The following is a 22,991-nucleotide window of genomic DNA, read 5'->3' on the forward strand; positions in this document are numbered from 1 at the left end:
GCCGCAGTGAAGAAGAAATTTACATGAAATCTTTTATTCATCTAAAGGAATCCTGCGATACAGTCAAAGGCATGAAGTCCCTAGATGCCGTCAAAAAGCCTCACGTTCGCGATGTTGACCTGAAAAAGCCCGTCACGGCGCTAGCCATTACGGCCAGGAGCGAGCGCATCTCTGCATTGGCCAGGAAAACCTATAACGTATTACTTCACCTGTCCCAAAATGACAAGGAAGCAGGACATGATCGCGAAGTTCATACGGCCCCGCTTTCAGACATTGTTCATTTGCTTGAATACGATTCAAATGACTTGAATCTGATCAAAAAGCATCTGAAGTCGATGATCTCGACGGTGGTTGAATGGCAGTCGCCGACGACAGGCGAGGGTACCGACTGGGATGCCTGCGGTTTGCTAGCGCATTGCAAGATCAGAAAGCAGCGCGCCGAGGTGTGGGTTGACTGGTCATTTGCTGTTAACTTGCGCAGCGAACTGCTCAATCCGACAATCTTTGCCCGCATCAAAATGGAAGTGGTTTCCCAGCTGCGTACCCATCCTGCAGTCTTTCTATACGAATTGGCCTGTCGCTACCAAAACATAGGCCGCAGCCCACGCCAGCCTTGGCGCTGGTGGCATGACCCCATGACAGGCCGGATTCCCGATGAGGCCAGGCTGGAAAAACTTGAGTACTCTTTTTTTAAACGGGACACTTTAAAGCCAGCCGTTGCTGAAGTAAATGCTGCCTCGCCTTTTGATATAGAGTTGGTTGAGCATCGTCGTGGTCGCTACATATCGGAAGTGCAGTTTTTTATCAAGAAAAAGGCAGTTGATGCCTGTGCAGACCGAAAGGCCCCTGAAAAAGTCGATCTGCAATCCATTCACTTGGCGCGCCAATTGGGTATACCTGATGAACGCATTGAGCATATTGTCGAGACCTACGGTAACGAAGCGCTGATCACGGCCTTGCCAGAACTGTCCCGGCGCGTTCAGTCTGCCTATCCAGAGCCCGTGCGAGATCCCACGCGATACTTGGTGTCGATCATGCCGGGACATGCTACTCAGGCGACGCGGGCCGCAGCTGAAAAAGCTGCCAAGGCCATTCCTACGAGTAGCCAGGCGCTGGCTTCCAAAACTCAACGCCAACTCGCTTGGCGCAACGCTTGGACCAGCCAGCGTCTGGCCGTCATTGAATCAGACTTCAAGGCCATGTCTGCTGCCGAGCAAGAAGCATTAACCCAACAGGTGATCAACGCCATGGAAACAGCGGGCCTTCATTCTCAGATCATCAAAAGGCTTCGAAAGGATGGGTGGCAGCATCCCCTAGTCAAGTCCAAGTTTCTCGGTACCTATGCCGAGGCGGCTTTTGGTGAGAACTGGAATCAGCCGAGCGACAAGGAGCTACTAACAGTCGCTGCGACGATGGGCGATATTGGCGTAGCCTGAACATTTCAATGTTGAAGATGATGATGCGCTTTCCGTGCGCCAGGCATTGACAATCCGCTTGCACATATCTTCGGTCGACTGACGATAGGCTGGTCAAGATGGCTCGGCAAATACTGCCTTGCTGACTGCAGCTACGTGCTTGCTGGCCGGCGGGTGCTTGCGACAAATGAGAAAACTCTTTGGGTTGTTGATGAGCCAGAGGTACGTGCCGGTGCTTAGCACCGTCAGGCTCTCGGGCTACGCCCCGTGCCCGGAGTCCCGGTCACGGCCCTGGCGGGCTTCGATCCTTCACGCCTTCGGCCCTGCCGGGCCTGCGCGCTGCGCTTGCCCACTCGATGCGGGAGCGGGGAGGGCGGGTTTGCTGATTTCCTTCACCGTACCACGGCGTTCTCGCCGTCAAGGTCTGCGTGCGCTGTGCGCGCTGGCGTCCTGGCGGCCGTCTTCGAACCTTGACCGCTGCGCTGTGAACCGAGCCGGAACCGGGCAATCCCGCCGGAGACTGACATGTCACACGAATTTCCTTCATCTTCTCTTGATGCCTGCGCTCTTTTGGTTCGCGAGCAGACCGGGTCGTACCCAATCTACCCAAGTTAAGGATTTGACTCTGGAAGTCAGAAAAATAGTTGGGAATCGATCAAATAAAGCTTGACAAAGTGCAGTAATTTTTTTGCCAGTGAGAATTTTTTATCTCATTGGCGAACATGTCTCTTTCTGCTCTTTTTTCCGATATTTCTGCGCACCTGACGTCCCCCGAGTTTCTCAAGTCCGCTCGTCATCCCGCGCATCCCACTGCATTTACGCGAATACGCAAGTTGCCATTGCCGTCTCTGGTGGCGCTGCTGTTGTGCGGCATGCGCATGAGCATCCAGGCCGAACTCGACCAGTTTTTCGCCCATTTACGCCAACAAGCCCAGCTCGTGCGCAACGTTTCTGAACAAGCCTTCTCTCAGGCGCGCGCGAAACTGTCCTTGGACGCCATCCCGCAGCTCAACGACTGGCTGATTGAGCGCGCCCGACACTATGGCTTTTTGCCCCTGTGGCGTGGTTTACGCTTGGTCGCCGCCGATGCCTCCACTGTGCGCTTTGGCGTGCGCACCAGCAATGTCAATTGTCCTGCGCTGGCCGATCAAATTGCCTTTGGTCTGTTTCTGCCCACGGCGGAGTTGATGCTTGCCACCTCGCTGTACAGCGTGCGTGACAACAACGAGCGTCAGATGCTGTTCGAGCACCTTGATCGCCTGTCCAGCAGTGATTTGCTGCTGATGGATCGGGGCTATCCCTGCTGCTGGCTGGTGTCGGTGTTGAACCAGCGCAGACTACCGTTTTGCATGCGCGTGGAGAAATCCGGAAGCGGCAATTTCGCCTGCGTGCGCGACTTCCTGCGCAGCGGATTGACAGAAAAAAACGTGATGCTGCGCGCCCCCAATAAACGCGATTGCGAAGACTACGAATGCCCGCGCGAACCGCAAACCGTGCGTCTGGTACGCCACATCGCCCCCAATGGAGCTGTACGTGTCTTGATGACAAACCTGCTGGATAGACAGCGCTTCCCGGCGGCTTGCTTTAGCGACCTGTACCACCAGCGTTGGGGTATCGAAGAGGCGTTCAAACGTCTCAAGCACAGGCTTAATCTGGAGCATGTATCGGGCTTGTCACAGCAAGCCGTTGTTCAAGATGTCGCGGCAAAAATCTTGTGCGACAACTTGCAGGCATTGACCTCCAGGGCCGCCCATGAGGGCGCCCACCTGCCTGAGTCAGGGCGCATCAATCATGCCTATGCACACACCGTCCTCAAGCCCCTGCTGCCAGGTTTGCTGCTTGCCAAGAAAGTCGGAAAAATGCTTCGTGAGGTGCTGCGACTGATCGCCAAAATGACATACCGCCACCGCGATGGCGTGTCAAAGCCGCGCAAGCCCAGGCCAAAACCACACAAATACATGACTCAGAAAAATTGCTGATGTGACTCGATTTGTCTTAACTTGGGGAGATTGGGGTCGTACCGGCCGGCACAGACCGCGCTGGTCGGTGCAGAGCCGATGGTTCAGGCGCAGGCCGCCGAGGTGCAGCGGCTGCAGTTTTTCCTTTCCGAGGCCGCCTGGGACGCCGAAGCGATCAATGCCCAGCGCCTGGCACTGCTGGTAGATGAGCCGGCCACGGCCCCGGCGGCGCACGGAGTCCTGATCATCGATGACACGGGCGATCGCAAGGACGGCAGCGCCACCGACCATGTGGCGCGCCAGTACCTCGGCTCGGTGGGAAAAATCGACAACGGCATCGTGGCGGTGACCACGCTGTGGGCTGATGAGGCGCGCTACTATCCGCTGCATGTAGCGCCGTACACGCCGGCCGTGCGACTGGCGCACGGCAAGCACGATGCGGCGTTTCATACCAAGCCGCAAATTGCACTGGAGCTGGTCGAGCGCGCGCAAGCAGCGGGCATCGCGTTCAGCTCTATCGTGGCAGACTGCTTTTATGGCGACGACAGGGCTTTGGAGAAGGCACTGCTCGATCGCCGTTTGCCGCATGTTCTGGCGCGCCGCGGCGCCTTTGGGCGCGGCTGGGCACCGGCCGAGGCGGACCATTCGTTTGCCGATGCGGCCGAGGCGCTGCCGCTGAGTGCCTGGCGTGAAGTGACTCGCCGCTTCCGGGACGGTCACACCGAGCACTGGTGGGCCGCCGAGCTGACCCTGTTCGGCTATGGGCCGGACCAGCCGGTGCGCGCTGTGTGCGCCACGACCAATCGGCGTGCGTTGCCGGCCCTGTCGACCTGGTACCTCACTACCAACTTATCACGCGAGCAGGCCCCGCTGGGCGAAGTCGTGCGGCTGTACGGTCTGCGCAATTGGGCCCGGCAAAGCTACAAGCAGATGAAAGATGAGCTCGGCTGGGCCGACTTCATGGTTCGAAGCGACCGGGCCATTCGTCGCCACTGGACGCTGGTGTGCTGCGCATTTGCCTTTTGCTGGTGGCACGCTGCCTGTCAAGCCTGCGCGGACGACTCGTCCACGCAACTCACTGGTATCGCCGAAGCGCCGTCCGAGGCGGGGGAAAAAAACCGGCCCCGTCAAGGCGCTGCCGTGCTGGCCGCGCCTGCTGCGCGCGGTGCGCGCCTGGCTGACCCCGGCGTACTGGCTGGCACGCTGCTGGGCCGCCTTTGCCAGCGCGCCCCCGCCGGCCGAGCTCGCCGAACTGCTCGGCGCCCTGAACGCCGGCCACGGGATTAACCTCTATCTCCAGCTTTAACAAACTACCGCTAAAGTAGCTGATTAACCCGAGCCTTCACGGCCGACTAAAACTGGCTGCCTGTCCTAGCCCGCCTCGCCGACGGGTGTTATGTTTAGATTTTGAGCGTTATCTTAGGGGGGTGCTGGAGTTGGGTCTCGTTGGCTGGCCTAAAGAAGCACCTCCACGCCGTAGGAATTTAGCATCCCCTGCGCGTGCGGGTGCGTGAACTTCAAGGCGTTGTTCAACAAATTCATCAGGGCCGCCAGCATCAGGTTGTGGTTGCCTCCAGCTCGGCCCCGTCTTTGGCGTCGGCGATGAATTCCACCAACTAGAGCAACTGCAGACGCAATTGTGGGCTCACAAAGCCTCGAATCCATAAAGTTCGGCCGGGTTGTCTACCAGCAGGCGTTGACGCATGGGTGCATCGCCTGCCAGCCGCAGCGTCCAGTCCAGCAGGGCCGAATTGCTTGGCACGGGCATTACATTGAGGTGCGGCCAGTTGCTGGCCCACAAGCAGCGCTCGGGATGGGAAGCCGCTAGCGCCTGAACCAGCGGTGCGATATCGGTATAACCAGGCGGTCCGCTGCCCGAGCTTTCATACGGTGCCGACAGCTTGATCCAGGCCTTGCCGTGGTCTAGTATGCGACGCAGTGACGCGAAAGCAGAATTTTGTGTGTCCACAGGACCGAGAAATTTTCCGATGTGGTCGATGGCAAGCCGGCACGGCAGGCGCAATAGCATGGGCTCGTGTTGCGGCAACTCGTGCCCATTGAGCTGCAGGTTGATGTGCCAGCCCCGAGCAGCCAGGCGTACGGCCATCGGCTCAAGATGGCTCCACGGTAGCAAGCCGCCGGGCAACATCATGAAGCGTACGCCACGGATGCCGCTTTGGTGCAACTGGTCCAGTTCTTCATCGCTGACCGACAGCGGCACGGTGGCCACGCCGCGCGCGTCCATACCCCCTTGAGCGAGTTCGGCAACGGCGGCCTGTGTGCAGGCGTTGTCAAAACCATAGCCTGTGGGCTGCACGACCACGGCGCGCTGCAAGCCCAGTGCGCGCTGGACCTCGCGGTAGCGGGTGGCTGGGGCAAGGGGCGGCGTGAAGGTCGCCATCGGTGCCAGTGCATAACCCCTTTCAAAGACATGAAGGTGGCAGTCGCAGGCGCCTTGTGGCAGCATGGCGGTCATGGGCGTGTTATTTTTAGACGGGTTTGGGTGCGGCCAAGGCGTGGCTCCAGCATTTCAGCCGGAGGGCGTGTTCTGGGTTCACCGCGCCGGCCGGCAGTTGTCCCTGCAACAGCATGCGTAATTGAGTAACGGTTTCCATCGCTTGGTGCTCGATGGCTGGCAGCGTCAGGCCACCAATGTGTGGCGTCGCGATTACGCTGGGGTGGCGGGCCAGCTGTGGTGTCGGCATCTGATCGGGTGCCAGACCTACGTCGAGCGCGCAGCCGGCCAGCTTGCCGCTGTCCAGAGCTGCCAGCAACGACGCCTCGTTGACCAATTCGCCGCGCGATGCGTTGATGAAAAAAGCCCCTGGTTTCATGGCCGCAAAAGCGGCTGCGCCGAAAAGGTCCACAGTTTCAGCATTAGCCGGCGCCAGGCAGGTCACAAAGTCGGCGCCCGCCAGCAATGCGGGCATCGCGACTTGCTGCACGGCATCGCACTGCTCGATAAGCTGCGGCGTGGTGACGAGCACCTTCATGCCGAAAGCCAGCGCCAAATCACACAAATAACGTCCGATGCCGCCAAAGCCAACGATGCCCAGGGTGGCCCCCCGCAGTTCGCGACCCATGAAGGGCGTCAGCGGTCCGCCGCGCTGCCAAGCTAGGGCATGGCGGGTCGTACCTCGGCCCAGATCGATCATCATGCCAATGATCAATTCGGCCACGGCTGCGTTGAAACCTGGGCTGGCCCGCGTCACCAGCACGCCGTGGGCGCTGGCCGCAGCGACGTCGACGTTGCGGATGTCCATGGCGCAGCGCAGGAAAACCGCCAGTTGTGGCAGGCCCTGAAACAGCGCCTCGGGGCCGGGCGTCTGGCGGTACGCGATCAGCGCCTCGCAGTCTTGCGCGGCCTCGATCAGTTCGCCTGTGGAAAGCTCGCGCGCCTGCGGGTTGAATCGAATATCGGCCGTGGCACGCAAGGCTGCCGTCGCGCGGTCGCCGAAATACATCGCGAGCTGATCAATCGGGTGGCTGACAAATATGGTGGTCATACGGAGGGTTTCGCAGTATGGAGTTTGTGGGCCTGGTGCTTACGGTCAGCTGTGGGCGGCGACGCAACGGATCCGCGTTCAATCAGCCCGGCAGGCGCAAAGACCAGCTCGCAAGTGCCGCTCCCTGTCCAAGGTGTCATGACTTGCTCCACCATGGCGTGCGCCATTTCGCGAATCGGCAATTGCACTGTGGTGAGCGTCGGGTTGGACACTGCCGACAAAAACAGGCCGTCAATCCCGATCACAGAGACATCGTGCGGCACGCGCAGCCCGGTTTCGCGCAGTCCCGCCATCAGCCCGATCGCCAGCAGGTCGTTGAGCGCCACAATGCCAGTCGGCCGCTCGGTGTCGCTGCCCAGGCGCAGCCCGGTGGTTCGGCCGACCTCCGCGATGACCGAGTCGCCGTACTCGTTCAAGGCCCCGCCGTCGAGTACACGGGCGTCCTTGTGCAAACCGGCCGCCTCGGCCGCAGCGTGAAAGCCGGCGATCTTGTCGCTGCGGCTCAGCGTCAGGCCGCTGACGGTGGCAAAAGCGAGTCGGCGGTGGCCCTGGTCAATCAGGTGCTGCGTTGCCAGGCGCGCGGCTTCAAAATTGTCAGGCGTCACATGGCCCACGCTGGCCGGCCGCCCGGCAACGGCACGGCGGTCGTAGCTGACGATGGACATGCCGCGCGCTGCAGCCGATTCGAAATGCTGCTCATCGGCCAGCGACGAGATCACAATGACGCGGCGCACGCCATGGTCCAACAGGTCTTCAAAAAACGCCGCTTCCTTGGCTTGGTCGCGGTAGGTGCTGCCAATCAGGAGCCGGTAGCCGAAGCGTTCCTGCGCCGCCGCCTCGACCTCGCGCGCGATCGAGCCATACATCGGGTTGGCCAATGACGGCACCAGCAGGCCCAGCAAGGGCGTCTGCCCTGTCTTGAGCTGGCGGGCCAGCTTGTTGGGGCGAAATCCCAGCAGGCCGATGGCTGCCTCGACACGCGCCAGGGTGTCCGGCCGCATGCGGTTGCCGCGCCCGTTCAGCACGTTGGATACGGTGCTGACCGACACGTCGGCCTGCCGTGCAACGTCTTGAATGGTAGTCATGTTGATCTTTTTCTTGGCGCCCGCACTGTCGCTGCCGCGAACGAAATGATAGCCGTGGCTAGGGCGTTCATCGGGCCGCAGCCAGGCGGGTCTGCCAGGGCTTCACTTGACTTCAGCGATGCGTTTCATCAAGTCGGCAAACTGCACGCCGTATTTGGCGCGCACCGGCGCCGTCGCTTCGTAAAACGGCTTGTTGTCGATGTCGATGAACTCGACCCCTGCAGCCTTGAGCTTGGCGACGTACTCGGTCACGCTTTTATTCCACAGTTCGCGCTGCTCGAGCTGCGCTTCGCGGCCAAACTTCTTCACCAGCGCTTGGTCGGGTGCGCTGAGCTTGTCCCATGTGACCTTGGACATGACGAAAATTTCCGGGATGATTAGGTGACGCGTCTGCGTGTAGTACTTCATGCCGGCGGTGTACTGATTGGAGGTGAAAAACGTGGGCGGATTGTTCTCAGCACCGTCGATCACGCCCGTCTGCAGCGCGCTGAATACCTCGCCGTGGCCCATGCTGATGCCATTGCCGCCCATCGCGTTCATTGTGTCCACAAACAGTGGGTTGCCCATCACGCGGATCTTCTGGCCCTTCAGGTCTTCGGGCTTGCGCACCGCCTTGCGTGAATACAGGTTGCGCGTGCCGCTGTCCATGAATCCCAGGGCGATTAGCCGCGCCGAACTGCTGCTGATCTTGTCCAGCAATTCCTGCCCGATCGGGCCGTCAATGATCTGGCGCAAGTGCGCTTCGTCGCGAAACATGAAAGGCATGTTGAAGATGTTGACCTCGGGCACAACCGGACCGAGCACGCCCAGCGAAATGCGCGCGATCTGTATGGCGCCGATCTGGGTTTGCTCGACCACTTCCTTTTCGCTGCCCAACACGCCGCCGGGAAACATCTGCATTTTGATACGGCCACTGGTGGCAGCTTCAAGCTTCTTACCAAGGTTTTCAACGGCCACCACATTGGGATAGCCGGTAGGGTGCACATCGGCCGCCTTCAGGACAATGTTTTGGGCCGACACGCACAGCGGTGCAATCAGTGTCAGCGCAGCGAGCGAATGGCGAAGGATCTTGAACGGGGGCATGGACTTCTCCGTAATGAAAATAGCGGCTTTCATGACAGGGTCACTTCAGCCAAGGGGGAAATAGAGACCGAAACACTGGACTTGAGAAGTCTGTGTATCGATTTACTAAGTTATTTAGTGTATCGATACACTCAATCTAATCCATAAGTAAAATCCCTGTGTCCGGGGTTTTTTACCGACTTACAGAGAGCCAGCAACTGGGGAGTTTGCGCAAATAAGGAGTCGTCGTAACAACAGTTTGGAGTAAAAACTGCCCGATTGCGTCCGTATCCCGGCCGACCCTCCTGATGAGTACATGACGGGCAAAACGACTGCCATCGCCTCCACCCCCTCCACGGTCAATCTCTTGTCCAGTTTGACGTTTGCTTTTCAGCATGGGGTCTCTTCAGGAAAATAAAGCACTACAAGGGCGTTTCCCGAAGTCAAACAACACTTTCCCCTCGCAACTTGTTGCACCCCGCCGCCAACTGATTTTCTCCTCAGTCTGCGAGCACTTCCCGAGGAAGATTGACGATAAAGTCCGTCAGGCCCATGGCATCGCTGGCCGGACGCATGTGGGAAACCATGGCGCTGGAAGCAGCCTCGGCATCGCGCCGTACGAAGGCATCGACGATCTTGCAGTGCTGCTCGAACGATGCCTTAATGCGTCCCAGCGCGCCAAAGGCATGGCGGCGGTAGTAGCCGGTGCGGGTGCGCATTCGCAGTACCTCCTGACGCAGATACGGGTTGCGCGCTGCGCGGTAGATCAGTTCATGAAACCGCAGGTTGGCCTCCTGCCAACCTGCAATGTCCTCGGCTTCCATCACTGCACGACTTTTTTCATGTGCCTGCACGATGGCGGTCAGCTCTTTGGGGGTCATGCGCTGGCAGGCCAGCCGTACCGTTACACCTTCAAGCTCGGCCAGCAGTTCCCAGAGCGACAGCAACTGTTGCAGGTCCATCTTGGCCACGATCATGCCGCCACGCGGCAGGCTGGTAATCATGCCTTGAGCCTGCAACTGGATTAGCGCCTCGCGGATCGGCGTGCGCGACACCTGATATTGGGCAGCCAGCTCGGCGTCGTCGATTGGGTCGCCCGGCAGCAAGGAACCCTGCTTGATGGCGTCCTCGATTTTCATGCGAATCTTGTCGCTGGCCTTGACGAAAGCGTGCTTAGGATTCCTCATGCCTACAAGTTTCCCACATTGCAGTGCATCTTTAATTAAAGTATATTTATATCTATGTACTTTATTTTTATATAAATGGCTGTCGAACTCGGCATCAGGTTGGCGAACGGCACGTCCGCTGCAAGGAGCGCTTCGGCTTCGTTGTATGCACACGTTGCCGAGGCCCTGCTGGCAAGCAAGAACGAGGCCGCCGAGCCGGAAATCCTCCGACTATCGAAAGTTCTAGCCCGCCTGCAGGCCACTGCCGAATTAGCCCTAGCGCAATCGCTTGACGCGACTGGCAAGACGTCTGCCTCCTTCACTAATTTGCTGGACGCCCTGTCGCATGACTGAGTGCCCTAGCACCATCGCCGGTCTGCAGCAGGCCATTGCCCAGGGCCATGTAACGGCTAGCCAGGCCATCGAGCGCCAGCGCCTCGGCCTGCTACGCGCTGATCGCGATTTGCATGCGGTCATCGATGTGCTGCCTGCTGATTTGATGCCGCCAGCGGCCACTGGCTCGCTGGCCGGTGTCGGCCTGGCGCACAAGGACATCTTCGACCTGCCCGGCCGAGCGCCCGGTTTGGGTAGGGGCTATTTCAAAAACATGGATGCCGAAGCGACTGGCCGCCCCTCCGCTATCGTGCTTGAACGCCTGTCGCGCCACGGCGCTGCCCACCTGGCCACGCTGACCATGGCTGAATACGCCTGCGGGGCGACCGGCGACAACCCTCACCTGGCGCGCTGCATCAATCCGCTACATGCCGATGCAGTAGTTGGCGGCTCGTCGAGCGGCAGCGCGGTGGCCGTCGCCTGTGGCATGACCTACGGCTCACTCGGCACCGACACCGCCGGTTCAGTGCGCATGCCGGCAGCAACGTGCGGCGTGCTCGGCCTGAAAACCACCCACGGCCTGTTGCCGCTGGACGGCGTGTTTCCCCTCGCGCCCAGTCTCGACAGCGTTGGCGTGCTGGCCCGCACGGCCGATGATGTGCAGTTGATCCTGCAAGCCGCCTGCGACGGCATGGGGCTTCGCGCTGCAACCGGCGCAACACGCAGTCATGCCGCGATGGCGTGGATTCCGTACGCGCAAGTGGATCGCGCCATCTCCACCGCCATGCACGCGCTGGCTGCCGCGTTCGAGATGCCTGTGCAGAACACTCTGGACAGTCACCCCGTGCTGACGCAACTCGCCGAGATCGTGTTGCACGCCGAGGCCGCACAGACACACCAGGCCGCCCTGTTGGCACGCACGCTCTCGCCGTCGGTCGCGGCCGTCGCGCTGCCGGGCGCGGTGATGCCTGCCGACTGGCTCGCTGCCGCGCTGGCCGACCGGGCACGGCGGCTGCATGACTTCGTTCAAGCCCATTTCCAGGACCATGACATCCTCGTGGTGCCCGCGCTACCCGCTCCCATTCCGGACTGGCAGGCGGTCACCCCGGGGCAGGCAACGTTCGACGTGCGCCGACTGCTGGCGCTGCACCGGTTCATGGGCTTCATCAATTACCTCGGCTTGCCCGCGCTGGCTGTGCCCATTGCGCTCGATGCGCGCAGCCTGCCCATCAGCGTGCAACTGGTCGGCCGGCCCTTTCACGAACTCACGCTGCTGCGCTTCGCCGCGCGGATTGAAACACAGCATTTCCGCATGCAAGGCGCCTTGCCTGCTTTTTCTCCAGAGGATTGATCCAAAACATGGCAAAAATTCAGGCTTCCACCGCCCTGGCCAGGTTCCGCGTGCTCGACCTGTCGCGCGTGCGCGCCGGCCCCAATTGCGTGCGCATGCTGACGGACTTCGGCGCCGACGTGATCCGCATCGAGCCGCCGCGCGGCATTGACCCCAACGAGGCAATGTTCGCCGCCAACCGGGAAGGCGGCGACTTCCAGAACATCAACCGCAACAAGCGCTCGATGACATTGAACCTGAAGCGCCCCGGCGCCTTGTCCATCTTGATGCGCCTGGTCAAGGAGGCTGACGTGGTGGTCGAGAACTGGCGGCCCGACGTCAAGAAGAAGTTGGGCGTTGACTACGAATCGCTGGCCGCCGTCAACCCGCGCATCATTCTGGCCAGCATCTCCGGCTTCGGCCAGGACGGTCCGCATGCTTCGCGTCCAGGCTTTGACCAAATTGTGCAGGGCATGGGCGGACTGATGTCAGTGACCGGCATTCCTGGCTCTGGACCGGTGCGCGCTGGCCTGGCCGTGGCCGATATGAGCGCCGGACTCTACGCTGCGTTAGGCATTTTGACCGCGCTGCTGGAGCGCGAAGTCTCGGGCAAGGGTCAATGGGTGCATACCTCACTGTTGCATGCGCAGATCGCGATGATGGACTTCCAGATGGCGCGCTACCTCAACGAACAGGATATTCCCATTCAGCAGGGCAACGACCACCCGACGAGCAGTCCAATGGGCCTGTTCGAAGCAAGCGACGGCGTTTTCAATCTGGGCGCCTCAGGCGAAGGCAACTGGGTGCGCCTGTGCAGCGTGCTCAGTAAACCTGAGTGGCTGCAGGACCCCGAGTTCACCACCGAAACGCTGCGCGTGAAAAACCGCGGACGTCTTAATGTGGAACTGGCCGAACTGTTCACCCATCGCAGCGTGGCGGAGTGGGTCACTGGTCTCACCGATGCGGGCGTGCCTGCAGGCCCGGTGTACACCGTGCCGCAGGTCTTCGAGGACGAGCAGGTGCAGCACTTGGGCGTGACGGCCTCGCTGATGACCGGCTTCGGCAAGGAGATGCAGTACATCACCCAACCGGTCACGCTGGCACGCACACCGTCCCGCGTCGTGGCACCCGCGCCGGGATGGGGCGAGCATACTGACGAGGTGCTCGCCGAGGCCGGCTATTCGGACGAGGAAATCCGGCAGTTCCATGCCGACACGGTGGTCTGACCATGACAAACGTCCTTTGTTCAATCGACGGCCACGTGGCCACCATTACCCTTCGCAATGAAGGCCGCTACAACGCAATGTCCATGGCAATGTGGCAGCAGTTGGGAACGACGCTGACCGCGCTCGAAGGCGATACGAATGTGCGCGCCGTGGTTCTGCGGGGCGACGGTGATAAGGCCTTCGTTTCGGGCGCCGATATCTCCGAGTTTGGCGAAAAGCGCAATGACCCGGCAAGTGTGGCTGCCTACGACGCAGCGGTGGCCAACGCACAGTCTTCGCTGGCAGGCTTTCGTTGCCCCATCATCGCAGCCATCAGCGGCATCTGCTATGGCGGTGGCCTGGGCCTGGTGCTGGCATGCGATATCCGATACGCCTCATCAACCGCAAAATTCCGCATGCCCGCCGCACGGCTGGGCCTGGGATATGCCTATAGCGGCATGAGGCGCATGGTTGCCGTTTTGGGTGTGGCCAGAGCCAGCGAGGTCTTTTACACCGCCAACGTCTACAGCGCAGACGACGCACTGCGCATCGGCTTGGTGGCAGGTGTGCATGACGATGTGTTCGAAGCGGCCTCAAAAACGGCTGCGATGATTGCTTCAAATGCCCCCCTGACCATCCGCTCAGCCAAGCAGGCTTTCAACGCCTTGCTGGCCGGCGGTGAACCCGCTGATGTGGCAGCCGTCGATGCCGCGGTCAAGGCCTGCTTCAAGAGCGAAGACTATGCCGAAGGCCGCGCTGCATTTGCCGAAAAACGCACGCCGCAATTCGTAGGCCGTTAGACCTCGCTACTTTTTAATGTGTCGCTTTTTTTCAATGTCACCGTCCTGCTAACTTTTTTACCAACCTGGAGTGTGGAAGATGAAACTCAGTACCGCCATCACCGCAGTGCTCACCGCCGTTTCGGCGCTTGCGGCCACCGCCGCCCATGCCGTTGGGCCGGCACCCGCTCCCCTGGCTCAGCGTGAAACGCTGACCATTGGTTTCGTGAAGGTTGGCCACCTAGCGCCGCTGCTCAACATTGAGGAGGAACTTAAGAAGTTCAACATCGACGTTAAGCGCGCTGAGTTCGTGCGCTACGCCGACGCGCGCACTGCATTGATGTCCAACTCCGTCGATGTCTCGGCCGTTGGCCCTGGCGATCTGGCCATCGCGGCGTCGCAGGGCAGCAAGAACCTCATCGGCTTGACCGGCGTGGCCGGCTCGGGCAAAAACCTAGTGGTGCGCAAGGGCGTGGTCATCAATGATTGGAAAGACCTGGCCGGCAAAAAGATCGGCATCGCGCCTGGCTCTGCCGTGTGGTTTCAGTGGGCCATGACAATGATCGAAAAGGGTGTGCCTTACAACACGTTCACGCCGGTCAATATTCAAGGCGGCGGCACCGCCTTTATCCAGGCGCTCAAGAAGGGCGACATCGACGCCATGGTTTTGTGGGAACCGTTCGAGTCACAGGCTGTAGCCGAAGGCGATGGCTATTTCGCCAAGGGTCTAGAGTACAGCAAGTCCAAAGCAGTTGGCGCCGAGCTCGGCATGCTGGCGGCCTCAGGCGAGGCCATGACGAACAAACAAGAAGCCATTCGTCGCTTCCTGTGGGTCTATCTCAACACAGAAGAGCAAATGGCCAAGAACAACAACATGTTCGCCGATGCCTATGCTAAATACTCCGGCCTGCCGCTGGCAGTGACGAAGGAGTCGTCGAAAATCATCAAACTCGGCGGCGTGCTCACGAAGGAACAGGTCAAGCTGCAGGCCGAAGCCGCCTTCAAGCAGGGCATTGTCCTAAAGGACGTCGGTGACGAAGCCGCCGCGCTGTATGACGATTCCATGGCTCAAAGCATCAAACGCGGAACTGTCCCATGAAACGCTTACAACAGATTCTCATCGGCCTGGCTGTACCTTTGCTTGTGCTATTGGTCTGGCAGATCGCCGGAAGTCGCGAAAGCATGGCTGGCATCGTGCCCACACCTCTGGCTGTGCTTGAAGGCTGGAAGGACTGGATTTTTGGCGAGCCAGGCTTGGGCCTTAATGCCTACAAGGGAACATGGCTGTCGAATGTGCACTACTCTGCGCTGCGCGTAGTACAGGGCTTCGTCTTGGCCGCGCTGCTGGGTATTCCACTGGGTTTGATGATTGGCTGGAGCCGGCTGGTTTCACAGCTGTTTGACCCGCTGGTGCAAAGCCTGCGGCCAATCCCCATCACCGCCTGGCTGCCGTTTTCCATCGCGCTCTTCGGAATTCGCGACATCGGCTCGATCTTTCTGATTTTCCTCGGTGGCTTCTACGCCATCGTGGTCAATGCCACGCAGGGCGCGCGTGATGTCGAACGTAACCTGGTGCGCGCCGCGCTGATGATGGGCACAACGCGCGCTCAGCTGCTGCGCCGAGTGGTACTGCCCTCGGCCATGCCGTCGATCTTCACCGGCCTGCGCATCGGCTTGGGTATCTCGTGGACGGCAGTGATCGTCTCCGAGATGGTGGCTGTGAAGTCGGGCCTGGGCTATGTCCTGTGGGACGCGTATTACGTCGGCCGCATGGACATCGTACTGGCCGACATGGTCTCCATCGGCGCTATGGGTTACCTCAGCGACCGCCTCATCGTGCTTGTCGAACGGCGCGTGCTGCGCTGGCGCATTCTCCAAAACCATTGAGTCCCAATGCCTGCCATCCACATCCAAGAACTTAGCAAGATTTACCCCGGCGAGCCACCCGTGCTGGCGCTGGACAAGGTCGACTTGACCATAGAACCCGGCGAATTCGTAGCACTGCTGGGGCCGTCGGGCTGTGGCAAATCCACGCTGCTGAACCTGGTCGCCGGTTTTGAAAAGACCAGCAGCGGCAGCCTGACCGTGCACGGCAAGCCCGTGGACAAACCTGGACCCGACCGCGGCGTCGTGTTTCAGGAAGCCGCACTGTTCCCCTGGCTTAGCGTATGGGAAAACGTGATCTTCGGCCCCAAGACGCAAGGCGTGCCAGCCAAGGATTACGAAGCCCGCGCCAACGAGATGCTGCGCATCGTCGGTCTGGCGGACTTCAAGCAGCACCTGCCGGTGCAACTGTCGGGCGGCATGCGCCAGCGTGTCGGTATCGCCCGAATCCTGACGATGGGCTCTCAGGTGCTGCTGATGGACGAGCCCTTTGGCGCGCTGGATGCTCAGACGCGGCTGAGCATGCAGGAGCTGCTGCTATCGGTGTGGCAGCAACTCAAGCCGACCATCGTCTTTGTCACGCACGACATCGACGAAGCGCTGTTCCTGGCCGACACGGTTTACGTGATGTCGGCCCGACCGGGCCGCATCCAGGCGCGCATCACCGTACCGCTGGCACGCCCACGCACCATCGAAGACACGACCGGCGAAACCTTCAACACCATGAAGCGAGAAATCCTTAAGCAGATTCGCCACTAAAACGGAGCAAGACAAAGGAGACAACCCATGGCCAACCCACGCATCCCCTACCGCTTTTCCAACGAAGGCCCCGCATTAGCGTCGCACGCCGGCGGCAACATCTTGGTCCACCTTGTCGTCAATGTCGAGCATTGGGAGTTCGACGCGCCCATGCCGCGTACCATCATCACACCGCCGCACGGTAAGGAAACCGTGCCCGACGTGCCCAACTTCAGCTGGGTTGACTACGGTATGCGCTGTGGCCTGCCGCGCATTATCGAAGCCATCACTTCGCGCGGCCTCACCGCGTCCACCAGCTTCAACGCCAGCGTGATCGGCGCCTATCCTCGCGCAGCCGAGGCCATGCACACGGCTGGCTGGGAATTCATCGGCCACGGCATCCACCAGAAGGCACTCAACCATGCCGGCGCAGAAGCAGAAGTGGTCACCACCAGTCTAGACATGATCGCCGCCTTCACTGGCACGCGCCCGCGTGGCTGGCTCGGCCCGGGCCTGCGCGAAAGCCACACGACGCCCGAGACGCTTAAGGCCGCCGGGGTCGACTACGTATTCGACTGGGTCGTCGACGACCTACCCAACTGGCTGTCGACCGCCAATGGACCGCTGCTCAGCCTGCCTTACAACCTGGAACTCAATGACTCCATCATTTATGCAATTGAGAAGCACTCGTCAGAAGAAATGTTCACGCGCGTGAAAAGTACCGCCGAACTCTTCGTGCGCGAGGCGCAGCGGCGCCCGCGCATCTTGACACTGGGCTTGCACCCGCACCTCATCGGCGTGCCGCACCGCTTCGGCTCGTTCGAACGCATGCTCGACCTGCTAATGGCCACGCCCGGCACCAGCTTTGTGCAGGGTCACGACATTGCCGACTGGTACACGGCTCAAGTTCCCGCTGCGCCAGACTGCGCAACCTGATCACGAAAGCTCACATATGGATCTCCAACTCCAAGACCGGCGTGTGCTGGTTACCGGCGGCTCACGCGGCATCGGCCTGGCCACTGCACTGTCGTTCGCCCGAGAAGGCGCGCGGCCCTTGCTGGTCTCGCGTTCCCCTGAAGCGCTGGAGGCGGCCGTCGCCACCATCCACAGTCAAACCGGCGTGCGTGCCTCGGTGCTGGCGCTGGACATGGGCCAGCCCGGCGCCGAGGCCAAGTTGCTGTCACAGGCCGGCGACATTGACATTTTGGTCAACAACGCAGGCGCCATTCCGGGCGGTGGGCTGACCGACATCGACGAGGCGCAGTGGCGCGAAGCCTGGGAGCTCAAACTTTTCGGCTATATCAATTTAGTGCGCGTCATGCTCCCGGTGATGGCGGCACGCCGCAGCGGTGTGATCGCCAACATCATCGGCATGGCAGGGGCCGCACCGCGCAGCGAATACATCGCCGGCTCGACGGCCAATGCCGCGCTGATGGCTTTCACCCACGCGCTGGGCGCGACCAGCCCGCGCAACGGCGTGCGCGTGTTCGGCATCAACCCTTCGCCCACCCGCAGCGACCGCATGGAAACCATGCTGCGTGCAAAGGCAGCTGCAACCCTGGGCGATGAAGCGCGCTGGATGGAACTGACCACTGCCCTGCCATTCGGCCGCCTGGCCGAGCCGCGCGAGATCGCTGACATCACTGCTTTCTGCTGCTCGCCGCTGGCGGGTTACCTCAGCGGCACAACGATCAATGTGGACGGCGGGCAGATGTACGCATCTCCTGCCTGAACCACAACCCAAAGACAACGAGTTTTTCAAATGATGTTCAAACAACGAAATCCCAAATACGAATTTGCCGACCTGCGCGACGGCGTGCGATCGGTGGTCACCCAGTTCGATGCGCGCTACTGGCAGGACGTGGACGATGCCCGAGCCTTCCCGGAAGCCTTTGTCAACGCCCTAACGGCAGCCGGCTGGCTGTCGGCGCTGATCCCCGAGGCATACGGTGGCTCCAGCCTGTCGCTGACCGAGGCCAGCGTGGTGATGGAAGAGATCAACCGCGCCGGCGGCAACTCCGGCGCCTGTCACGGCCAGATGTACGTGATGGGCTGCATCGTGCGCCACGGCTCCGATAAGCAGAAGCAGGATTTGCTCCCCCGGATAGCCAGCGGCGAGATCCGTCTGCAGTCGATGGCGGTGACCGAGCCCACCACCGGCAGCGACACGACCAAGCTCAAGACCACTGCCGTGCTGAAGGGCGACCGATACATCGTCAACGGCCAGAAGGTCTGGACCTCCCGGCTGCAGCATTCGGACTACATGCTGCTGCTGGCGCGCACCACGCCACTGGCCGAGGTGAAGAAAAAGTCCGAAGGCCTATCAGTTTTTCTGGTGGACCTACGCAGCGAAATCGGCAAAACTATCATCGTACGGCCGATACGCAATATGGTCAACCACGAAACCAACGAGATCTTCATCGACAAGCTGGAGATTCCGGTCGAGAACCGCATCGGCGAGGAAGGCAGGGGGTTGAAGTACATTCTTGATGGTCTCAATGCCGAGCGTGCACTGATCGCCGCCGAATGCGTGGGCGACGGCTACTGGTTTGTAGAAAAAGCCACGGCCTATGCCAACGACCGGGTGGTATTCGACCGGCCGATTGGCAAAAACCAGGGCATTCAGTTCCCCATCGCGCGCGCCTACGTCAACGTCGAGGCGGCCAGCCTGATGCGCTACGCTGCCTGCGAACTCTTCGACGCCGGCAAGGACTGCGGCGCCGAAGCCAATATGGCCAAGCTGCTGGCGGCAGACGCGTCGTGGGAGGCGGCCAACGCTTGCCTGCAGACGCACGGAGGCTTCGGCTTCGCGGCCGAATACGATATCGAGCGCAAGTTCCGCGAGACACGGCTCTACCAAGTTGCGCCGATCTCGACCAATCTGATCCTGTCGTATGTTGGCGAGCATGTGTTGGGCATGCCAAGATCGTACTGAGATGACGTTTACCACTGATTTCAGTGCCTGGGTCGGCCGATGCCAGACGGTGGTCGATACCATCAGCCCGGTGCAGGTACGCCAGATGGCGGTTACGCTGAACGACAATGCCATGCTATCGCAGCCGAACGCGGCCGCACTGCCAGCCGGCTGGCACTGGCTGTACTTCAACCCGCTTGAAATGCAGTCGCGCTTGGGCGTTGACGGCCACCCTGCCCGCGGCGACTTTCTGCCACCGGTGGCCCTCCCGCGCCGTATGTGGGCCGGCAGTCGGCTGCAGTGGTCGCGTGCATTCGCCGTGGGTAGCGTGGTCACCAAGACGTCCGAGATTTTGAAGGTAACGCAGAAGTCAGGTCGCAGTGGAGAGATGGTTTTCGTTACGGTCGCGCATAACTATGTCGACGGCCTTGGCCCGTTGCTGCGGGAAGAACACGACATTGTCTACCGCGGTTGGCCGTCAGCCGATGAGAAAATGGCTCTCGCTGCTCTGGGCGCACGAGCAAGAGCGGGTGGTCACGTCTTTGAGCGCACAAGTGCCAACCCAAAGGTTGTGAGCGCCGACGCGGTGACCCTTTTTCGCTATTCAGCGGCCAGCTTCAATGGACATCGCATTCATTACGACGTGGACTACTGCCGCGAGGTGGAAGGCTACCCGGGTCTGGTGGTGCACGGCCCGCTGATCGCCACGCTGCTGCTCGGCCACATCGAAACCAAGATTGCGCCGGGCCAATTCATCCGAGCCTTCGAATTCCGCGCCTTGCGGCCAACTTTCGACTTGGCCCGTTTCCATTTACATGCCGAGGGCAACAGCGAAAACTTCAACGTGTGGTCGACCAACAATATCGGCGAGGTCGGCATTGACGGCTGCGTTACATTGGGCTAACGCTGCAGTCCAAAGCATTGCACCAATCACAGTTTCAAATTCAAACGCAACACATGGATCATTGAGCAATAGCGAGCGAGGAGTGGCGATTGAGCAATAAATTGCGGTAGATTTTAGGTGGTCTGGCTCATTTCGTTATACAAAACTCCTGCAAAACCTCTCTCCGGATAAAAGTTGAAGGAAAACGATGAGTTGGCCAGGCACTGAATTCGAAACGATAGACCTAGGCGATGAGCGGCGCAACAAGCGGGCCATTTGTCTGATCGAGTACCTGAGCGCACAGCCCACAGCAAGGGTGCCGCAGGCCTACAGGGACTGGACCGACACCATGGCGGCGTACTGGTTCTTCGGCAACGAGGAAAGCGACTGGCGGGCGATTCCGGGCGCCCACACGGACTGCGCCAAGACGCGCATGGTCATCCACGAGGTGGTGCTGTGCATTCAGGATATGACCGAGTTGGACTTCAATGGCCAGGAGTCCAGCGGCTTGGGGTTGCTTAGCTACGAGCCGCAGCGCGGCATGTATGCGCACCAGACCTACGCCGTTTTAACATCGCGTGAACCACTGGGCGTCCTGGACGCGTATATGTGGGGGCGAGAACCCAAGGATAGGGACGGCAGCCGCCCCAACACCAAGGAGAGCGTGCGCTGGGTTGAAGGCTACGAACGGCTCGCCGAGATGGCCCCGCAGCTGCCGGGCACCTGAATGGTGTACGTGACTGACCGCGAGGCCGACACCATGGAGCTGATGCGGCGCGCCGATGCACTGACCACGCCCGTGGACTGGCTGCTGCGCTCCAAACACAACCGCACCCTGAGCGGGGGCGACAAGCTGTGGAGCCGGGTAATTGCGTCTGAGTCGTTGCGCGAAATACGCTTCGTGATGGCCTCGCGCATGCGCCAGCGCGCCCGTGAAGTGCTCCAACAGGTGTGGGCGCAAACGCTGGAACTGCCCGATGGTCGGTGCGGCTATGTGCAGGCCAGCTGCATTGTGGCTAAAGAAACGAAGCCTGCCTCAGGCGACAAGCCGGTGGAGTGGCGGCTGCTGACGAATCTTCCTGTGCAGAGCTTAAAGCAGGCCGCCCAGATGATTGACTGGTACCGCTCCTGCTGGGAAATCAAGATGTTCTTTCATGTGCTCAAGAACGGCTGCAGCATAGAGGCGTTGCCACTGGGCAGCATTAAGAGGATTGAGCGTGCGCTGGTGCTGTACATGGTGGTGGCCTGGCGTATCGCCCGGCTGATGCGCCTGGGGCGAAGTTGCCCAGACCTCGATGCCCAATTGATGTTGAGCCTGATGAGTGGAAGGCCGCCCTTATCCTGAACCAAAAGCGACATCCAGAACAGGCGCCCACGCTCAACGAGGTGGTGCGCCTGGTCGCCCGGCTCGGAAGCTTTCTTGCTCGTGCGGGTGATGGCGAGCCAGGTATAAAAACCATTTGGTTGGGCATGCAGCGCATCCTGGACTTTGCCGCTGGCGTCAGGTTCTACAAAAAACTTCAGGCGGCGGAGAGTTGTGTATGACGAAATGCCCTAACCCCCATCACAAACAAGCTCAATCCCTTTGCGCTTTGTCGCAAGCTACTTATCAACGCATCTCGCACCGCCTACGCCCAGCTTCAGCTTCAGCTTCAGCTTCAGCTTCAGCTTTTTCGGGCAGCTGCGTAACATCAGTTACACAGTAAAGCTAGAGAGTAAGGTGTAATTTTTTTACTGTATACGAGGCAATCTACGAACCTTTACCATGGAAATAAATTACTCAACCGCCACCGTTGCTGCAGGCCATCGCTTTGAATATTGGAGCAATGTCGTCTGCAGTCACTTCATTCCCGCGTCGAGCCGCGTGTCAAACCGGGAGAACTTCAGTGCGAGCTTCTCAGTGCGCGCACTTGGCAACCTAACGCTCGCCGAAATTTCATCTCCTCAGCACTACTGGGAGCGCACGCCGCAACATTTACGGACAGGCCCAAATGATGATTTCATGCTCAGTCTCATGGTGGCGGGTCGTGCCTTCTTGTCGCAATCGGGCCGCAACATGGTGCAGCAAGCAGGCGACATTGCACTGTATGATGCGGCGCGTCCATTTACGTATGACCTCGAACCGAAGTCAGTGCTGCTGCTGCGTATACCCAGAAAACAGCTGCTGTTTCGAGTGCCTGAAGCAGAAAAATATACCGCTATGCGACTTGACAAAAGTCATTCGATTTCGTTCTTGCTCGCCAGCACGATGCGTGAGGCGGCTGTCATCGACGTTACCGGACACCAAGGTGTACAGGTGCCGTTGGCAGCGTCGTTGATCGACTTGCTGGCCGTTGTGTTGCGGACGCAGGTGGCTGGTGGAACTTCCATGCTGTCGTCTCGCGAGAAGTTGTACAGGCTATCAAAGGACTTCATCAACGAATATCTCGACGACTGTGAACTCGATGTTCAACGCATCGCCGCCGCGCAGCATGTGTCGGCTCGAACTATCACGCGTGTATTCGCCGAGCACGGCACAACGCCTATGCACTGGATTTGGCAGCGGCGTCTCGAAGCCAGCCATAGCGCACTGGTTGAAGGTCGCGTGCAACAGGTCACGCAGGCAGCGTTTCAGAACGGTTTTAGCGATCTTTCGCATTTTTGCCGTGTTTTCAAAAAGGCGTATGGCATCACGCCACATACGCTGCTGCGGCATAACTGATTGTGCTCGCTAGTCGCGACAGGGCTGACTGG

The 22,991-nt window shown here is 60.1% G+C and carries 20 protein-coding genes and 1 pseudogene; 16 read left to right on the forward strand and 5 right to left on the reverse strand.

What is annotated here, in order from left to right; genetic code table 11:
• Positions 1-23: 23 nt before the first annotated feature.
• From H4V98_RS19955 to H4V98_RS19965, 3 genes are all read left to right on the forward strand, one after another.
• The gene (locus H4V98_RS19955; RefSeq protein ID WP_196864689.1) at positions 24-1,436 is read left to right on the forward strand and encodes a RepB family plasmid replication initiator protein; all 1,413 of its coding nucleotides are present in this window, start codon (positions 24-26) and stop codon (positions 1,434-1,436) included.
• Between the two features lie 701 nt (positions 1,437-2,137).
• Positions 2,138-3,394, forward strand: coding sequence for an IS4 family transposase (locus tag H4V98_RS19960; RefSeq protein ID WP_196864690.1), 1,257 nt, complete (start codon positions 2,138-2,140; stop codon positions 3,392-3,394).
• Between the two features lie 30 nt (positions 3,395-3,424).
• Positions 3,425-4,660: an IS701 family transposase gene (locus tag H4V98_RS19965; RefSeq protein WP_280757911.1), complete on the forward strand. Its 1,236-nt coding sequence runs from the start codon at positions 3,425-3,427 to the stop codon at positions 4,658-4,660.
• 358 nt (positions 4,661-5,018) lie between these two features.
• Here the strand turns inward: H4V98_RS19965 and H4V98_RS19970 are convergent, their stop codons facing one another.
• The 5 genes from H4V98_RS19970 to H4V98_RS19990 all read right to left on the reverse strand — a co-directional run bounded on the left by H4V98_RS19970 (position 5,019) and on the right by H4V98_RS19990 (position 10,213).
• On the reverse strand, positions 5,019-5,849 hold the full coding sequence (locus H4V98_RS19970) for an amidohydrolase family protein (protein ID WP_231374872.1): 831 nt from the start codon (positions 5,847-5,849) through the stop codon (positions 5,019-5,021).
• Positions 5,850-5,862: 13 nt separating this feature from the next.
• Complete coding sequence (locus H4V98_RS19975) at positions 5,863-6,879, reverse strand: NAD(P)-dependent oxidoreductase (RefSeq protein WP_196864692.1); 1,017 nt, start codon at positions 6,877-6,879, stop codon at positions 5,863-5,865.
• Positions 6,876-7,964, reverse strand: coding sequence for a LacI family DNA-binding transcriptional regulator (locus tag H4V98_RS19980; protein WP_196864693.1), 1,089 nt, complete (start codon positions 7,962-7,964; stop codon positions 6,876-6,878). The genes H4V98_RS19975 and H4V98_RS19980 overlap by 4 nt, the downstream gene beginning before the upstream one ends.
• Positions 7,965-8,066: 102 nt before the next feature.
• Positions 8,067-9,047: a TRAP transporter substrate-binding protein gene (locus H4V98_RS19985; RefSeq protein WP_196864694.1), complete on the reverse strand. Its 981-nt coding sequence runs from the start codon at positions 9,045-9,047 to the stop codon at positions 8,067-8,069.
• Between the two features lie 479 nt (positions 9,048-9,526).
• Complete coding sequence (locus H4V98_RS19990) at positions 9,527-10,213, reverse strand: GntR family transcriptional regulator (protein ID WP_196864695.1); 687 nt, start codon at positions 10,211-10,213, stop codon at positions 9,527-9,529.
• 75 nt (positions 10,214-10,288) lie between these two features.
• Between H4V98_RS19990 and H4V98_RS19995 the strand changes: the two genes are divergently transcribed.
• The 13 genes and pseudogenes from H4V98_RS19995 (at position 10,289) to H4V98_RS20055 (ending at position 22,959) form a co-directional block, all read left to right on the forward strand.
• Positions 10,289-10,546: a hypothetical protein gene (locus tag H4V98_RS19995; protein ID WP_196864696.1), complete on the forward strand. Its 258-nt coding sequence runs from the start codon at positions 10,289-10,291 to the stop codon at positions 10,544-10,546.
• Entirely contained in the window at positions 10,539-11,876 is a 1,338-nt protein-coding gene (locus H4V98_RS20000; protein ID WP_196864697.1) for an amidase, read from the forward strand. The genes H4V98_RS19995 and H4V98_RS20000 overlap by 8 nt, the downstream gene beginning before the upstream one ends.
• A gap of 8 nt (positions 11,877-11,884) precedes the next feature.
• Positions 11,885-13,081: a CoA transferase gene (locus H4V98_RS20005; RefSeq protein WP_196864698.1), complete on the forward strand. Its 1,197-nt coding sequence runs from the start codon at positions 11,885-11,887 to the stop codon at positions 13,079-13,081.
• Positions 13,082-13,083: 2 nt separating this feature from the next.
• Complete coding sequence (locus H4V98_RS20010) at positions 13,084-13,860, forward strand: enoyl-CoA hydratase (protein ID WP_196864699.1); 777 nt, start codon at positions 13,084-13,086, stop codon at positions 13,858-13,860.
• A 79-nt stretch (positions 13,861-13,939) separates the two neighbouring features.
• Positions 13,940-14,938 carry an ABC transporter substrate-binding protein gene (locus H4V98_RS20015; protein WP_196864700.1) on the forward strand — a complete coding sequence of 333 codons (999 nt, stop codon included), beginning with the start codon at positions 13,940-13,942 and terminating at the stop codon, positions 14,936-14,938.
• Positions 14,935-15,726, forward strand: coding sequence for an ABC transporter permease (locus tag H4V98_RS20020; RefSeq protein ID WP_196864701.1), 792 nt, complete (start codon positions 14,935-14,937; stop codon positions 15,724-15,726). The genes H4V98_RS20015 and H4V98_RS20020 overlap by 4 nt, the downstream gene beginning before the upstream one ends.
• A gap of 6 nt (positions 15,727-15,732) precedes the next feature.
• Positions 15,733-16,482, forward strand: coding sequence for an ABC transporter ATP-binding protein (locus tag H4V98_RS20025; RefSeq protein ID WP_196864702.1), 750 nt, complete (start codon positions 15,733-15,735; stop codon positions 16,480-16,482).
• 27 nt (positions 16,483-16,509) lie between these two features.
• On the forward strand, positions 16,510-17,397 hold the full coding sequence (locus H4V98_RS20030) for a polysaccharide deacetylase family protein (protein ID WP_196864703.1): 888 nt from the start codon (positions 16,510-16,512) through the stop codon (positions 17,395-17,397).
• Between the two features lie 16 nt (positions 17,398-17,413).
• Positions 17,414-18,193 carry an SDR family oxidoreductase gene (locus H4V98_RS20035; protein ID WP_196864704.1) on the forward strand — a complete coding sequence of 260 codons (780 nt, stop codon included), beginning with the start codon at positions 17,414-17,416 and terminating at the stop codon, positions 18,191-18,193.
• 33 nt (positions 18,194-18,226) lie between these two features.
• On the forward strand, positions 18,227-19,396 hold the full coding sequence (locus H4V98_RS20040; RefSeq protein WP_196864716.1) for an acyl-CoA dehydrogenase family protein: 1,170 nt from the start codon (positions 18,227-18,229) through the stop codon (positions 19,394-19,396).
• Position 19,397: 1 nt separating this feature from the next.
• A complete protein-coding gene (locus tag H4V98_RS20045; protein ID WP_231374873.1) occupies positions 19,398-20,279 on the forward strand; it encodes a MaoC family dehydratase N-terminal domain-containing protein in 882 nt (293 codons plus the stop codon).
• Positions 20,280-20,496: 217 nt separating this feature from the next.
• Positions 20,497-21,803 (forward strand): annotated as a pseudogene (locus H4V98_RS20050) (IS4 family transposase).
• A 220-nt stretch (positions 21,804-22,023) separates the two neighbouring features.
• Positions 22,024-22,959 (forward strand): helix-turn-helix domain-containing protein, encoded by a 936-nt coding sequence (locus tag H4V98_RS20055; RefSeq protein ID WP_196864705.1) that lies wholly within the window; start codon positions 22,024-22,026, stop codon positions 22,957-22,959.
• The last annotated feature ends 32 nt before the right edge of the window (positions 22,960-22,991 follow it).

This window comes from Polaromonas sp. CG_23.6 (assembly GCF_029892315.1).
Classification (GTDB): Bacteria; Pseudomonadota; Gammaproteobacteria; order Burkholderiales; family Burkholderiaceae_C; genus Polaromonas.

Bases quoted from the DNA above. Each gene is read 5' to 3' on its own strand.
- H4V98_RS19955 (WP_196864689.1), top strand. From the start codon at position 24: ATGAAATCTTTTATTCATCTAAAGGAATCCTGCGATACAGTCAAAGGC.
- H4V98_RS19960 (WP_196864690.1), top strand. From the start codon at position 2,138: ATGTCTCTTTCTGCTCTTTTTTCCGATATTTCTGCGCACCTGACGTCC.
- H4V98_RS19970 (WP_231374872.1), bottom strand. From the start codon at position 5,849: ATGACCGCCATGCTGCCACAAGGCGCCTGCGACTGCCACCTTCATGTC.
- H4V98_RS19975 (WP_196864692.1), bottom strand. From the start codon at position 6,879: ATGACCACCATATTTGTCAGCCACCCGATTGATCAGCTCGCGATGTAT.
- H4V98_RS19980 (WP_196864693.1), bottom strand. From the start codon at position 7,964: ATGACTACCATTCAAGACGTTGCACGGCAGGCCGACGTGTCGGTCAGC.
- H4V98_RS19985 (WP_196864694.1), bottom strand. From the start codon at position 9,047: ATGCCCCCGTTCAAGATCCTTCGCCATTCGCTCGCTGCGCTGACACTG.
- H4V98_RS19990 (WP_196864695.1), bottom strand. From the start codon at position 10,213: ATGAGGAATCCTAAGCACGCTTTCGTCAAGGCCAGCGACAAGATTCGC.
- H4V98_RS19995 (WP_196864696.1), top strand. From the start codon at position 10,289: ATGGCTGTCGAACTCGGCATCAGGTTGGCGAACGGCACGTCCGCTGCA.
- H4V98_RS20000 (WP_196864697.1), top strand. From the start codon at position 10,539: ATGACTGAGTGCCCTAGCACCATCGCCGGTCTGCAGCAGGCCATTGCC.
- H4V98_RS20005 (WP_196864698.1), top strand. From the start codon at position 11,885: ATGGCAAAAATTCAGGCTTCCACCGCCCTGGCCAGGTTCCGCGTGCTC.
- H4V98_RS20010 (WP_196864699.1), top strand. From the start codon at position 13,084: ATGACAAACGTCCTTTGTTCAATCGACGGCCACGTGGCCACCATTACC.
- H4V98_RS20015 (WP_196864700.1), top strand. From the start codon at position 13,940: ATGAAACTCAGTACCGCCATCACCGCAGTGCTCACCGCCGTTTCGGCG.
- H4V98_RS20020 (WP_196864701.1), top strand. From the start codon at position 14,935: ATGAAACGCTTACAACAGATTCTCATCGGCCTGGCTGTACCTTTGCTT.
- H4V98_RS20025 (WP_196864702.1), top strand. From the start codon at position 15,733: ATGCCTGCCATCCACATCCAAGAACTTAGCAAGATTTACCCCGGCGAG.
- H4V98_RS20030 (WP_196864703.1), top strand. From the start codon at position 16,510: ATGGCCAACCCACGCATCCCCTACCGCTTTTCCAACGAAGGCCCCGCA.
- H4V98_RS20035 (WP_196864704.1), top strand. From the start codon at position 17,414: ATGGATCTCCAACTCCAAGACCGGCGTGTGCTGGTTACCGGCGGCTCA.
- H4V98_RS20040 (WP_196864716.1), top strand. From the start codon at position 18,227: ATGTTCAAACAACGAAATCCCAAATACGAATTTGCCGACCTGCGCGAC.
- H4V98_RS20045 (WP_231374873.1), top strand. From the start codon at position 19,398: ATGACGTTTACCACTGATTTCAGTGCCTGGGTCGGCCGATGCCAGACG.
- H4V98_RS20055 (WP_196864705.1), top strand. From the start codon at position 22,024: ATGGAAATAAATTACTCAACCGCCACCGTTGCTGCAGGCCATCGCTTT.